The 14,275-nt window shown below is 54.0% G+C and carries 10 protein-coding genes; all 10 read left to right on the top strand.

The features are described from left to right. The first annotated feature begins 69 nt into the window (after positions 1-69). The 10 genes from DQG23_RS29640 (at position 70) to DQG23_RS29595 (ending at position 14,275) form a co-directional block, all read left to right on the top strand. A complete protein-coding gene (locus DQG23_RS29640) occupies positions 70-1,032 on the top strand; it encodes a sulfurtransferase (protein WP_113034670.1) in 963 nt (320 codons plus the stop codon). 15 nt (positions 1,033-1,047) lie between these two features. Beyond that, entirely contained in the window at positions 1,048-1,440 is a 393-nt protein-coding gene (locus tag DQG23_RS29635; RefSeq protein WP_113034669.1) for a rhodanese-like domain-containing protein, read from the top strand. Further along, positions 1,440-1,700 carry a sulfurtransferase TusA family protein gene (locus tag DQG23_RS29630; RefSeq protein WP_113034668.1) on the top strand — a complete coding sequence of 87 codons (261 nt, stop codon included), beginning with the start codon at positions 1,440-1,442 and terminating at the stop codon, positions 1,698-1,700. The genes DQG23_RS29635 and DQG23_RS29630 overlap by 1 nt, the downstream gene beginning before the upstream one ends. A 24-nt stretch (positions 1,701-1,724) precedes the next feature. After that, positions 1,725-2,840, top strand: a complete 1,116-nt coding sequence (locus DQG23_RS29625) for a YeeE/YedE family protein (protein WP_158560757.1) — start codon at positions 1,725-1,727, stop codon at positions 2,838-2,840. A gap of 127 nt (positions 2,841-2,967) precedes the next feature. Beyond that, positions 2,968-3,402, top strand: coding sequence for a Dps family protein (locus DQG23_RS29620; protein WP_113034666.1), 435 nt, complete (start codon positions 2,968-2,970; stop codon positions 3,400-3,402). A 484-nt stretch (positions 3,403-3,886) separates the two neighbouring features. Further along, positions 3,887-6,502, top strand: coding sequence for an Ig-like domain-containing protein (locus DQG23_RS29615; protein WP_113034665.1), 2,616 nt, complete (start codon positions 3,887-3,889; stop codon positions 6,500-6,502). A gap of 326 nt (positions 6,503-6,828) precedes the next feature. Next, positions 6,829-8,448, top strand: a complete 1,620-nt coding sequence (locus DQG23_RS29610; protein ID WP_113034664.1) for a diguanylate cyclase — start codon at positions 6,829-6,831, stop codon at positions 8,446-8,448. A gap of 1 nt (position 8,449) precedes the next feature. Further along, positions 8,450-9,517, top strand: a complete 1,068-nt coding sequence (locus tag DQG23_RS29605) for a HEAT repeat domain-containing protein (RefSeq protein ID WP_113034663.1) — start codon at positions 8,450-8,452, stop codon at positions 9,515-9,517. After that, positions 9,501-10,919 (top strand): glycosyltransferase family 2 protein, encoded by a 1,419-nt coding sequence (locus DQG23_RS29600; RefSeq protein ID WP_113034662.1) that lies wholly within the window; start codon positions 9,501-9,503, stop codon positions 10,917-10,919. The genes DQG23_RS29605 and DQG23_RS29600 overlap by 17 nt, the downstream gene beginning before the upstream one ends. Further along, complete coding sequence (locus tag DQG23_RS29595; RefSeq protein WP_238178101.1) at positions 10,919-14,275, top strand: hypothetical protein; 3,357 nt, start codon at positions 10,919-10,921, stop codon at positions 14,273-14,275. The genes DQG23_RS29600 and DQG23_RS29595 overlap by 1 nt, the downstream gene beginning before the upstream one ends.

Below are 14,275 nucleotides of genomic sequence, written 5' to 3'. Positions count from 1 at the left end.
ATTATACTTGGCAAGAGGTAAAAAAATCAAGCACATCATCGTTCGTTATCAGGGGAGGAGAGCAACAATATGAAGATGAAATTAGCGCTCGTAGCATTAACTGCTTTGACATTGGTGACCGCTGCGTGCGGGAACAAAGGAGACAGCGACAGCAAAAACGCCTCGGCCGGCGCATCGGCTAAACCCGAGCAAAGCGCTCAGGTTTCCAAGGCTTCCGATACTTATGAGAACGCTCAGCTGCTTGCCGACGTGAAATGGGTGGAAGACCACGCGAAGGACGGCAAGGTCAAGATCGTCGACGTCCGTGCGAAAGGGTATGAGCAAGGACATATTCCAGGCGCCGTCTCGCTGAATTCGGGACTGCTGAAGGACGCGAAAAACAATACGATCGTTACCGTCGACAAATTCCAGGAAATTTTTCAGAACGCTGGGGTCAACTCGGATACGACAATCGTGCTGTACGACGAGGGCAACTCGCTCAACTCGGGCCGCGTCTTCTACGGGCTGGAGTATTACGGTCATAAGGATAAGGTGAAGGTGCTCAATGGCGGCTATGCGGCTTGGACTGCAGCTTCCAAAGACGTTTCCACGGAAGCTCCTGCCGCAGCGAAAGGGAATTTTACCGCGAAGGCCAATCCCGATTTGATTACGACTAAGGATCAGATCAAGAAGCTGGACCTCCAGGCGTGCGTCCTGCTCGACGTGCGTTCCTCCAAGGAATATACGGGCGAAGACCTGCGCGGAAACCAGAAGGGCGGGCATATCGACAAGGCGGTCAACAAAGAATGGAGCGACGCGATCGAGCAAAATGCCGACGGCGTTCCGGTATTTAAGAAAGCCAAAGATTTGCAAGCCGCGTTCAGCGATTTGGGCGTAGACAAAAATAAAACGGTCGTGCCTTATTGCCAAACGAACGTGCGCGGAGCGCATACGTATTTGACGCTTCGTTTGCTCGGCTACAAGGACGTGCGTCCTTATGAGGGCTCCTTCGCGGAGTGGGGCAACGCCAGCGATACGGAAGTCGTGAAATAAGAGGGGGCGGGAAGCATGGCGGAACTGATTGAAGGCATCTCGCATCTCGATTCCCTAGAGCTGCAGGCGATCGTGGCGGATCCGGCGAATCCGGTCGTCGTCATTGACGTCAGAGAAACCGAGGAATATACGGAGGCCCATATTGCCGGGCTTCCTCTCATTCCGATGGGCGATATTATCGATATCGTCGATCGGCTAGACAAGTCGAAGGAATACGTATTCGTTTGCCGGAGCGGGCGAAGAAGCTTTGAGGTAGCCAAGTTTTTTCGGGCTAACGGCTTCGAGCGCGTCCACAATTTCAAAGGCGGCATGCTGGATTGGCAGGAGCAAGGGCTGGAAGTAGCCGCAGGGGAAGACAACATCATCGAAACGTTCAGTCCCGAACAACTGGAAAGGAAGAGATCATAATGAGTTTAAGCGAAAAAGAACTGTTGGAACTGAAGCCCGACCATGTCGTCGACGCGATCGGGGAGGTTTGCCCGCATACGTTAAATCTTGCGCTGGCCGGACTCAAAAAAGCGAAACCCGGAGAAATCGTGGTTGAAATCACCGACCATTCGATCGCGACCAAAACGATCCCGGCAGCCGTCAAAATGAACAACTACGGCGAATTTCTCGGCGTTGCCAAGCATAAAGGCAATTATCATATTTTCGTTAAAAAACACTAGATTCGACAAGGATGGATGGCTCGCATGTCATTTACAATAGACTTTTTCATACTCGCCGCCGTCTTCGGTTTTTTATACGGATTTTTGCTGCAAAAAGCGGATTTTTGCTTCGTCGCATCCGTCCGCGATTGGATCAGCGTCAAGGATACGCGGATCATGAACGGCGTACTGGTGCTGATCGCAACGTCGCTGCTCGGCTGGGGCATCGCGCTGGCGACGGGCATGAAAAGTGCGGCCGACGTCTGGACGGTTCCGCTCGGTGGCGCGAATCTGCTCGGCGGCATTTTGTTCGGCATCGGGATGACATGGGCGGGCGGCTGCGGCTCGGGGACGCTGTACCGCGCGGGAATGGGCTACGTGCAGTTCTGGATCGTTCTTGCTGCGGCGCTTGCAGGGAATCTGTTATTCGCCTTCATTTATGATCCTTGGGCCAAAAACGCCATCGAACCGCTGACGGTTCTGGACGGCGGGTATACGCTGTACGACTGGCCGCTTCCGGCACTCGTCATCCCTATCGTTATCGTTGTTTTAATGGTAGGTATCGCGGTATATTTGCACGGCTTCAAGGGTTTCCTTCAAGGAATCAAGGAATCGCTCACCGATTGGGAACGCAATCCGTTCAGGCAGTCGCATTGGGATATTCGGCTTGTCGCCTTTCTGATCGGCGTTATCGCGACGATTCAGTTCGTAGCGATGTCCAACGTAGGCATTACCGGTCCGGAGACGAGAATCGCCGGGGTAGCGCTTGCGCAACTATTCGGGGACGACGTCGTGCTCGGCAATACGTATTTGAACGCGCTGTTCGCCGAATTTCCTAGGGTCGGGCTCGGTCCGGAGGAAACGCTCGTCATTTTTCTCGTGATCGGCTCCATGGCGGCATCGATGCTTAGCGGCAGCTTCAAAATTCGCAAGCCGCGGCTGTCCAGATTGCCGGCAGCCATCGGCGGCGGCCTGCTGATGGGCGTTTCCTCGCGGATCGCTCCGGGGTGCAACATCGCCAACGTCATTACGGGGATTGGCGGCCTCTCGCTTAGCAGCGTTATCGTGCTGATCGGGATGATCATCGGAATCGTGATCGTCGTCGCATTCGTCTTCAAAATGCCGCTCATGCTGTTCCAGCGCGAAGAAGCCCGCGGATGAGTTAGGTGCCGAGCGCAGGGATAAGTGCCAAGAAGCAAGTAACAAACTAAATAAAATAAGTAATAATTTTCCTCCGTCCTGCTCAAACTACCGGAAGGTACGTTAACCAAGGATGGAGGTTTTTGCAATGGAACGACTTTTTAAGGAACTGAACAGACAGCTTGCCAGTTGGAGCGTCATGTACGTAAAGCTTCACAATTATCATTGGTATGTGAACGGCCCGCAATTTTTTACGCTGCACGCGAAATTCCAGGAGCTGTATGAGGAAGCCGCGCTGCATGTAGATGAAATCGCGGAGCGGATTTTGGCTTTGCAGGGGCGTCCGATCGCTACGATGAAGGAATACGTCGACACGTCTTCGATCACGGAAGCAAGCGGTACCGAGAAAGCGGAGCAAATGGTGGAAGCGATCGCGAACGATTTTACGACGCTGATCGGAGAATTGAAAAAGGCGATGCAGATTGCCCAGGAGCTCGGCGACGAGACGACGTCCGATATGCTGCTGGCTATTCACACCGGGCTGGAAAAGCACGTCTGGATGCTGCGCTCGTTCTTGAAGTAAGCTATGTATATCAAATAGGAAGAGCATTCGAGGGCATCCCTGGATGCTCTTTTCTTTTTATGTCTCCGGAAAGACGAGTGGGAAAATGTGGGATTTATTGAAGCGACGTTAAGCATCGCGAGTTGGTCGTTTAATGAGGAGAAGGCTATTATCAGTGAGGTAAACTTCACTAATTCTGTCCGCAACAAGCGATTTCTAGAGATAATGAGGAAAAGGAAACTAGTTGCAGCTAGACTTGAAAGCGAGCGGACAGCGCTCAATCCAGACGCGGCTTCTACCACGAACCGTTCGTGACAATTTTATGATCTTTTTGAAAATCTCCGCCTTTAATTTGTGCCAAAAACTAAACAATTGGCCTCCATTTGCCGATAGAGTAGCTATAGATCTGTCCTGTCAGGTTTTTTTTATTTGCAGTGAACGCTATTCCTTGCCCGGCCGGACAGAGGCAGTTAGACCATGATAGAAAGCGGAGGGAGATCATGCAATGAGTTTCAGAAAAACAAGGCTGACGGCAATGCTACTCGTCATGTTTTTGATTATCAGCAGCTTTGGGGCGCTTCAAGCAGGGGCGGCCAATGAAATATCGATGCTGGTGCTCAACAAGAACGAAGTCTCGCTCGAGGCCGGATCCACCGCCTCGCTTACGGCCACAGCCGTATATGTGAACGGATCCACGGAGAACGTAACGCTTAAGACCGAATGGAGTTCGGAAAATCCCGAGATCGCATCCGTCTATGCAGGCGTCATTACGGCCAAGAAAGAGGGCAAAATCGTCCTTACCGCTACTTATATGGGGAAACCCGTACTCGTCAACGTTACGGTAAGCAAGTCCGTGCGCTCGCTCGTGAAAGACAAGCAATCGCTCAATTTGCGCAAAGGGCAGCCGGAGCAAATTACGCTTACCGCATACTACGATGACAATACGGAAGAAGACGTAACGAAGAAAGCCGTCTGGAGCATCGATAACGGCTCGGTGGCAACCGTATTCGACGGACTTGTCAAAGGGCTTGAATCCGGTACCGCAACCATAACGGCCAAATATAACAGCCAAACCGTGAACATTCCGGTCAGCGTGGAAATCGCGAAGCGGGTCGACTTGAGCGAAAGCGCCGTTTCCCTGCTTCTGAACGATCCTCACAAAGTGACGCTGAAGGCGACGTATCCTGACGGTACGGTCAAGGACGTAACCGACATTGCGACATGGGAGTCGGACAACCCGGAAGTAGCTGATGTCATTAAAGGCGAAATCGTCGGCTACAGCGCCGGTCAGGCCAAAATAACAGGCACATACGGCACGAAATCGGCGAAGATCGTGGTCGATGTCGACAAGGCGATCAAGCTGGAGCTTAACAAGCAGAACGTACTTATGAAAATGAAGGACAATAAAGCGGAGCAGCTGAAGCTGACTGCGACCTTTGCCAGCGACGGCGAAGAAGAGCAAGAAAGCACGGACATTACGAGCCGTGCGGAGTGGAGCTCCAGCGACGACAGCGTAGTTAGCGTCGTGAAAGGAAAGCTGACGGCTAACGGCAGCGGACAAGCGACGGTTACGGCCAAATACGGCGAAAAATCGGTTTCGACGCTCGTCGATGTCGATGTGCCGAGAAGATTGGAAGCGGACAGCGATTCCCGCTATTTGCAAATCAATCAGCCGGATTCGATCATCCTGACGGCGACCTATGCGGACGGCTCCACGGCTAAGGTTGCGGATGTCGCCGAATGGTCGTCCGACAATGAAGACGTGGCGTACGTAATCAAGGGCGAAGTAAAAACCTACAAAGCCGGCGAGGCGAACGTTACGGCCAAGTACGGCGGCAAAACCGTGAAGGTGAAGCTGTTCGTCGATATCCCGACGCGCATTACGGCGAGCGCGAAGACGGTTAACTTCCAGATCGGCAGCACCGAGCAGGTCACCTTGAAGGCGCTCTATACGAACGCGTCAGACGCGGATATTACGAATAAAGCGGAGTGGACGACAAGCAACGCCGAGATTGCGGAAGTGCGCAACGGCCTGATCACGGGCATCGGCACCGGTACCGCTACGATTACGGCCAAATATGGAACAAGAACGGCAGTCGTTCAAGTATCCGTTGGCGTGCTCAAGAGCTTAACGACGACAAGCGAGCTGACGCTGCCGCTCAATAAAGGCGACAAGAAGTCGATCGATTTGACTGCGGCTTACACGGACGGCACGACTTCTGATGTTGCGTCGGAAGCGGTATGGACAAGCTCGAACGAAAAAGCCGTTAAGGTTAATCAAGGCGCGTTAACGGCGATTGCTGCCGGAGAAGCGGAAATTACGGCAACATACGGCGGCAAAACCGTCTCCGTTACCGTCAAGGTAGATTTGGCCGACAAGCTTAAAGCGAGCGTTACGCTCCTCGTATTCGATATTGGCGAGACGAAGTCGGTCACGGTAACGGCGACTGACGCCAAAGGCAAAGACACGAACGTAACCAAGGATGCGGAATGGAGCTCGGCGAATGAGGCGATCGCCCAGGTTAGCGAAGGCGTGATCACCCCGATTTCGAGAGGCAAAACGACGGTAACGGCCAAATACGGCGGCAGATCCGTGTCGGTTACGCTCGAGATCGGCGTCGTGCAGTCCCTGTCCGTTGATAAGAAATTTATTACGACCAAAACGGGCGAAACGGTTCAGCTTCAGCTTAACGCGTCATTGACTGACGGCAGCAAAAAAGACGTGACCGCGGAAGCGACCTGGAAATCCAGCAACTACAAAATTGCGGATGTCACGGACGGCGGTATGGTGACGGCGATGGCTTCCGGCAATACCAACATTACTGCAAGCTTCGGCGGCAAATCGATTTCCATCCCGATCGAGATCAATAAGCTGAAATATTTGAAGACGGACAAGATTCTCATTCAAATGGCGGCGGGCAGCCAAGAAAACGTTAAAGCGACCGCCACGTTCGAAGACCAAACCGATATGGATGTAACGATTCCTGCGCTTTGGACGACTTCCAACCTCCGCGTTGCGGATGTCAAGGACGGCGTCATTCGAGCAGTCAGCAAAGGAAAAGCGACCATTACGGTCACCTACGGCAAAATGAAAACGACCGTGACCGTCACAGTTAATTAATGCTACTGAAAAACGTCCTCTGTTAGCCATTCGGCCGGCAGAGGGCGTTTTTTTGTCGAAAATTTCGACAGGCGCCTCTCCGCTGATTGGTTAGCTGCTAACGCAGGTCATGCGCAGTTTCCTAGGTCTTTCAACAGCGCAAACATGCTTCCATGCGCCGAAAGGGCTGTCCGATAAATACCCTATCATTCCCATAAAGAGCAGGAGCGCCGACACTACTATTTATTTGGAAGATTGCTATAATAGAAGGAATTGCTTGTCGTATTTTGTAGAAGCGACCAAGAAAATGGCGAAATTTGCCGCGTTTTTCCCAGGAGGCGACCATAGTGAACAAATATAGAGAGCTGCTGCTCGACAATATGAACCGGCAGCTGGGTCAATGGTTCGACCAAACGAACCCGATCTCCCATGACGACGTGCATCGTTTCCTGCACTCGCTCAAAGGAACCTCCGGTACGCTGGGCATGCCCGAGCTCAACCGGAGCGCGCAGGCGTTGCTCGACCGCATAGAGTCCTCGGTACCCCGCAGCTGGCCTGTCGACGAGCTCAGGGCATTTTTTCTCGATCTTATCAGGAACGGCTACGTGCACGTAAGCGAGCAGGAATTGCTCATGGATCAAGCGGAAACGGGCTTGGAAGAGAAGCCGGATAAGCCCTTGGCGCTTATGCTGGACGATGACGTGGCATTCCTCATGTACGTCAAGGAGGGGCTCGAGAAAGCCGGCTGGTCGGTCATTGCGACGACGCAGGCGCAGAAAGCGATCGAATATTTTCACGATGTTTTGCCCGATTGCCTCGTCCTCGATCTGCATGTTCCGGATACGAGCGGCTTCGAAGTTATGCGCATGCTGGAACAAAAACGGAAGAAGCAATATATACCGACGACGCTTATCAGCAACGATTGTTTGCGGGAAACCCGGTTGTCCGCATTCCGAATGGGCGTAGACGATATGATGTGCAAGCCGCTTGATATGGAAGAGCTTGTGGTCAGGCTGGAACGGCAGCTGAACAATAAGCGGCGCTTGGAGCGGCTGCTGTTCGTTGACGAATTGACCGGCGCCTACAACCGGAAATATATGAACGAGCTGTTTGCCAAGTTGGCCGCTGACTTAAAGCGAACGGGAGAGCCGTTTACGCTGGCGATGCTGGATCTGGATCATTTTAAACAGGTTAACGACAGCTACGGCCACTTGATCGGCGACCAAGTGTTATGCGGCTTTACCGCATTCCTGAAGGAGCATTTGCGGGCGGGCGATTGCCTGATTCGTTATGGCGGCGAAGAATTCGTCGTGCTGCTGCCCGGGACCGGGTTATCGGAAGCGAAAACGCTGCTGACACGGCTTATCGATCGTTTTTCTCATGTTTCCTTTGATAGTTCCTCGGGCGCTTTCGCTTGCAGCTTCTCGGCGGGCGCGGCATTGGTTGACGATGCGGAGCAAAGCATGCACAAATGGCTGGAAGCAGCGGATCATGCGCTTTACAAGGCGAAGGTATCAGGACGCAAAAGGGTGGAAACGGCGCAAGAGTCGCAGGACGAAGCGCCTTCCAAGCGTAAAATCAACGTGGCGATTGTCGACGACGATGCGATGATCCGTACGATGCTGTCCGAGCATGTGAAAGAATGTCTGCAGGATCAATTCGATCCCGAGGTACGCGCGTTCCGCGACGGCGAAGCTTTCTTCGAAGAGGCGAATCTGAGCGATTCTTTGCCGTACCTGGTTATTCTGGACGGGATGATGCCGCGTATGGACGGCTTGGAGGTGCTGCAGCGTATCAGAAAGCTGCCGAATGCCGACCGGTTTACGGTGATCATGCTTACGGGACGCAAAGGAGAGCAGGACATCGTCAAAGCGCTGCGCCTCGGCGCGGACGATTATATGATTAAGCCTTTTAGCATTCTGGAACTGGAGGCTCGTATCAAACGTCTGGTCAAGAGGGTGATATGACATGCTGTCGTTCGATATTCAGTTTGTGCTGACGCTGCTTGCGATCATGCTTGCCATCCTGCTGCTTCTCTTGGGTTACTTGATTATAAGGAAAGTGAAGGAGATTCGCAGCGAGCGCCGGGTCGCCGGCCTCATCCGAATGTATGAGCCGGCTGTAAGAAAATACTTGCAGGGCGGGGAAGCTTCCAAGCTGCTGAGCGGAACGAAAAGCCGCGCCGTCTCGAAGCGGGCGATCGAGCTGCTGCTCGCGGAGATGACCGAGCTGCTTGATGGAGACACGGTACGGGAACGGGTGCGCGCGTTTGCGGAGGAAGTGCTTGCCGACGATTACCGGAATCGGCTGCGTCATCGGCGATGGAGTATAAGAATGAACGCGCTTCGCCGGATCGAAGAGTTCCGCATGCTCGCTTTGAGAGGCGAACTGGAGCGTTTGCTTTACGAGGAAACGAGGACGCTGACGAATGCCGAGAAGTTCGAGCTATGCAAAATATTGTGCATGTTCGAAGACGAACGTTTGCTTTCCTTTATGGCGGCGAACAAGCTCGGCTTTTCCGATTTTCAAAAACGGAGTCTGCTTTCGCATATGAACGGAAACATGTTCGACGGCGTGGAGAAGGACTTTGCCGAGATTCCCGCCGAATGGCAGTATGCGGTTGTCGATGTGATCGGCATTCAGCGCTTGGAGGCCCATATTCCGTTTCTGCGGAAGCTGCTCGAGGACGGGCGGGAGGAGCTTAGAATCCGTTCTCTGAAGTCGCTCAGCCGGATGAGCTTGCTTGGCTATGACGAGGCTTTTGTCCGGCATGCGTCGTCCCCTTCGTGGCAGGAGCGGATGATGGCCGCGAAGCTGTTCGGCTCCTCGCGCAGCCGTTTTTACTTAGCCGCCTTGCAGCCTATGCTGTCGGATACTTCCTGGTGGGTGCGTTCGCAAGCCGCCGAATCGATGCTGGGCATTCCGGGAGGCAGGCAATTGCTGGAGGAGAGCGCCCGTCATTCCGACGACGCTTTTGCGAGAGATATCGCTGCCGAGTGGCTGGAGAAGGAGGAATTTCATGAATCGCTGGGATGAGATTTTGCTCACGGGCTTCGAATATTTCGGCAAAATCATTTTTTATTATATGATGGCCATTCTGGCGTTTTATACGTTCCTCTTGGTCATTTCGCTCATTCAGCTCCGGCGGCGCTACCGTCTCGACGACAGCGAGCTGCATGACGATCTGCTCGATGTCAGTTATATAAAACCGATATCGATACTGGTGCCTGCATACAACGAAGAGAAAGGAATATACGGCAGCGTCCGCTCGCTGCTATCCATCGAATATCCGAGCTATGAAGTGATCGTCGTAAACGACGGCTCGACCGATAATACGCTGCAAATGTTGATCGACCGGTTCGAGATGGTCGAGGTTCAGCGGACGGTCCGGCGCGTATTGGACACGGAGCCTGTGCGGGCCGTATACCGTTCCAAGCTGTACGATCATTTGTACGCGATCGACAAGGTTAACGGGGGCAAGGCGGACGCGCTGAATGTCGGCATCAATTATTCGTCTTATCCGTATTTTTGCTCGCTCGACGGCGATTCCGTGCTGGAGCGAAACGCTTTTGCCAAGGTGATGAAGCCGATTCTCGACTCCGACGACAACGTGATCGCGTCGGGCGGCAGCATCAGGATTGCGAACGGCTGCAAGATCGAAAGCGGCGAAGTCATGGAGATCGGGCTGTCCGGAAACTCCCTTGTAGCGATGCAGGAAATCGAATATTTGCGGGCGTTTTTGATGGGGCGTATCGGATTAAGCCGCCATAATTTGCTGCTGATCATTTCGGGCGCTTTCGGCGTATTTCAAAAGTATTGGGTCGTCGAGGCCGGCGGCTACAAAAGAAACACGGTCGGCGAAGACATGGAGCTCGTCGTCCGGCTGCACCGCATGTGCAAAGAGAGGAAGCTGGACAAAAAAATCGTCTACATCCCCGAACCGGTCTGCTGGACGGAAGCGCCGGAGTCGGTCAAATATTTGCGCAGGCAGCGGAACCGCTGGCATCGCGGACTATTCGAAAGCCTTTGGAGCCATAAGCGGATGCTCGGCAATCCAAAGTACGGCTTGGTCGGACTCGTTTCCATGCCGTATTTTCTTTTTATCGAGCTGCTCGGTCCGCTCGTCGAATTGTCGGCCTATTTCGTGCTGATCGTATCGCTGCTGCTGGGGAACGTCTACACGGAATTCGCCTTGCTTCTTTTTATAACGTCGGTGGTATACGGATCGCTTTTCTCTGCAGGGGCCGTGCTGCTTGAGGAATGGAGCTTGCGCAAATATCCGCGGGTGCTCGATATCGTGCGCTTGTTTTTGCTCGGCTTGACCGAATCGTTATGGTACCGCCCGCTGACCGTCTTTTGGAGATGCGAGGGGCTTATTCAGCAGGCGATCGGTAAACGGACATGGGGAGACATGAAAAGAAAGGGGATATCGGCTTGATGGGATGGATAAGGCGGATGGCGGCCAGCCGGAAAGCCGTCATGATTTCGATGCTGGCGTTTCTTGCGCTGCTGCTGTCGCCATTCTGGCTTTGGCGACTGTTCGCCGAGCACGAGCTTGAGGTGGCGATTATCGATAAAACGGTTCCCGACGCTTCATTCCGCGAGCACAGCGGTCTCATCTGGACAATGAACCAGGGCAAGTTCGTCAAATCCGGAGGAGGGCGATACAACGCCTCCGAGGACTATTACGGATATGTGCCCGGGGCGAACGGCGGCAAGGGAGACGTGCGGGAGCTGCCGCAAAATCTGAACGCCGACGTCATTTATGTCGCGGATGCTTACGGCGTTTATGAGAGCGACTTTAAGGACGGCAATCCGTCAGGCGACCGCTCGACGCTAGTTTATGGGGGACTGACGACGGAAGAGACGGGGAAAATTCGCAGCGCGCTTGCGGAGCGCGGCGGCACTTTGATCGCCGAGTTCAACGTGCTGTCCGATCCGACGTCAAGCGACGCCTCGCAAGATATGCAAAGCATGCTCGGTCTAGCGCAAACCGGCTGGACAGGCCGTTACTTCAACGACCTGGGCGGCGGCGAAGTGCCGGCATGGGTGAGAGACGGTTACGAGAAGCAGACGGGGAAGAGCTGGGCGTTTGCCGGCAAAGGCCTTCTGCTGCTGAGCGACCGCGATAAGATCGTCGTGCTGGACAAAAACGAGATGCCTGATGGCGTTGATTTCGTTTGGTCGGAGGACGGCAAGCGGATGTTCGGCTTATCCGGCGGAACGAAGTACGGATACTGGTTCGATGTGGTAACGCCGAATGAAGGAACGGATTCTCTGGCATTTTATGAATTAAAAACAAGCGAGGCCGGCAGAAAGCAGCTGGAAGCGAACGGAATCCCGCTCAAGTTTCCGGCTGTTTTGCAGAAGCGCACAAAGGTTATGACGGCTTATTATTTCGCGGGCGACTATGCGGATTTTGCGGAATCGCCGTCGCTCTATCAGGCAGCCGGCTTTCCTCTGCTGAAGTCTTGGCTTGCCCGCTTGCGGCCGGACGATCCGGCTTCCTTCCATTGGAAGGTATACGTTCCGATGGTAAACCGGATTTTGGCGGATGCGAAGACGCAGAAGAATAAGGCGGTTAAGCCCCGCGAGCCGGAAATGACGGAGGCTGAAGGCGTGAAGCAGAACAGCCGCGCAGGCGACCGTTATCTGCAGGTTTACCGGGACGGCGCTTGGCACGATTTGCTGATCAAGGGCGTGAATGTCGGGATTGCCAAGCCGGGGCATTTTCCCGGAGAAACGGCGATTACCAAGCAGGAATATGCCAGATGGTTCCGGATGATCGGAGAGATGAACGCCAATACGATCCGGGTTTACACCCTGCATCCCCCGGCTTTTTATGAGGCGCTTCTGGAGTATAACCGGACGGCGGACAAGCCGCTGTACGTCATGCATGGGGTGTGGGTCAACGAGGAGCATTTGCTTACGACGGGCGATGCGATCGATCCGGTGAATACCGATGCCTTCAAGGAGGAAATCAAGCGGATCGTCGATGTGGTGCACGGAGCCGCCGAGGTGCCGAAGCAGCCCGGGCATGCGGGCGGCCGCTATGCGGCAGATATTTCTCCGTATGTTTTGGGCTGGATGCTCGGGGTCGAATGGGATCCCGTCATGGTGGAATCGACGAATGCCAAGCATGCGGGACGCGCGGATTACGACGGCGTTTTCTTTCAGACGAAGTCGGCTCCGCCGTTCGAGACTTGGCTGGCCGAAATGCTCGATGTGGCCGCCGTTTACGAAAATGAGCGCTACGGCTGGCAGCGGCCGATGAGCTTTACGAATTGGGTCACGACGGATTTGCTGAGCCATCCGGCCGAGCCGTCGGAGAAAGAAGATATGGTTACGGTCAATCCGAATGTCATTTTGCCGAAAGCGGCGTGGAAGGGCGGTTATTTTGCGGCCTATCACGTATATCCGTATTATCCGGATTTCATGAATTACGAGAAGGCGTATACGGAATATATCGACCATAGGGGCGAACGAAACAATTATGCCGGATACTTGGACGACTTATGCCAGGCGCACAAAATGCCGCTTCTGGTAGCGGAGTTCGGCGTTCCGTCATCCCGCGGATTGACCCATCGCAATGTGAGCGGCTGGAACCAGGGCTTTCTTTCCGAGAAGGAGCAGGGGGAAATCGACGCGAGGCTGTTTGAAGATATCGTGCAGGCGGATATGGCCGGCGGGCTTGTTTTTACGTGGCAGGACGAATGGTTCAAGCGAACGTGGAATACGATGGATTACGACAATCCGGACAGAAGGCCGTTCTGGTCGAACGCCCAAACGAACGAGCAGCAATTCGGCTTGCTGGCCTTCGATCCCGGCAAGTCCGGTTACATCGTGCAGACGGACGGGAGCACACAGGATTGGGAGCAAGCGAATATAGCTCCGTTATATAAGGCGCCCGAAGCTTCCGAAACGCGCAAGCTGGACGAATACGACGAAGGGCGTCAAATTAAAGCGTTTTATGCGGCGAGCGACGAACGATACGTTTACCTGCGGCTGGATTTGGGCAACCCCGGCAAACCGCTTGACTGGAGTAAGTTGAACGCCTATATTTTGATCGATTCGGTTGCGGATCAGGGGCAGAAGCGGCTCTCTTTCGTTAACGGCGGCTTGCAGTCCGAAGCGGGCTTCGATTTCGCCATTCAATTGAAAGGACCCGAGCATTCCAGCATGCTGATCGACAGCTATTACGACACGTTTTATTATCACTACGGGCAGCTGCTCGGGATGATTCCGAAGCTCTCCTACGCTTCGTCCAAAGATAACGGAGTGTTTCATCCGATCCGGCTGACCTTGAACAAGGAGCTGACGATTCCCGGCGAAGACGGCGGCCTGAAGCTTCCGTTCGACTCGTATGAGACGGGGAAATTGCGCTACGGCAACGGCAACCCGGCAGCTCCGGATTACGATTCCTTGACGGATGTTGCGGTGAACGGGGACGGGCATACGGTGGAAATTCGCATTCCGTGGCTGCTGCTGAACATCAAAGATCCGAGCATGCACGAAGCGACAGGGGATATATGGGAAAACGGGATCGACAGCAGCCAAACCGTGTCGGGGCTTCGTTTTGCGGCGGTTACCGTAAAGCCCTCGGGAGAGTCCGGCGGGTCCGAAGGCGGCGAGCTTGCGGACGCTGTTCCGAAGCTCCAAGGCGGTATGCTGCCGGAGAACGGCTTACTCCCATACGCATGGAAAGCGTGGGAGGAGCCTGTGTTCAAGGAGCGTCTGAAGCAATCTTACGGGATCATGCAGAAGAAATTTGAAGTCAGCGACGTGAAGAAATAG

This window comes from Paenibacillus contaminans (assembly GCF_003285015.1).
GTDB classification, from domain to species: Bacteria; Bacillota; Bacilli; order Paenibacillales; family NBRC-103111; genus Paenibacillus_V; species Paenibacillus_V contaminans.
This window is presented reverse-complemented; position numbering and strand designations above follow the sequence as displayed.

What these genes read in the sequence shown, in the direction of transcription:
- DQG23_RS29595 (WP_238178101.1), top strand. Translation starts at nt 10,919, where the DNA reads ATGGGATGGATAAGGCGGATGGCGGCCAGCCGGAAAGCCGTCATGATT.
- DQG23_RS29625 (WP_158560757.1), top strand. Translation starts at nt 1,725, where the DNA reads ATGTCATTTACAATAGACTTTTTCATACTCGCCGCCGTCTTCGGTTTT.
- DQG23_RS29635 (WP_113034669.1), top strand. Translation starts at nt 1,048, where the DNA reads ATGGCGGAACTGATTGAAGGCATCTCGCATCTCGATTCCCTAGAGCTG.
- DQG23_RS29630 (WP_113034668.1), top strand. Translation starts at nt 1,440, where the DNA reads ATGAGTTTAAGCGAAAAAGAACTGTTGGAACTGAAGCCCGACCATGTC.
- DQG23_RS29600 (WP_113034662.1), top strand. Translation starts at nt 9,501, where the DNA reads ATGAATCGCTGGGATGAGATTTTGCTCACGGGCTTCGAATATTTCGGC.
- DQG23_RS29640 (WP_113034670.1), top strand. Translation starts at nt 70, where the DNA reads ATGAAGATGAAATTAGCGCTCGTAGCATTAACTGCTTTGACATTGGTG.
- DQG23_RS29615 (WP_113034665.1), top strand. Translation starts at nt 3,887, where the DNA reads ATGAGTTTCAGAAAAACAAGGCTGACGGCAATGCTACTCGTCATGTTT.
- DQG23_RS29605 (WP_113034663.1), top strand. Translation starts at nt 8,450, where the DNA reads ATGCTGTCGTTCGATATTCAGTTTGTGCTGACGCTGCTTGCGATCATG.
- DQG23_RS29620 (WP_113034666.1), top strand. Translation starts at nt 2,968, where the DNA reads ATGGAACGACTTTTTAAGGAACTGAACAGACAGCTTGCCAGTTGGAGC.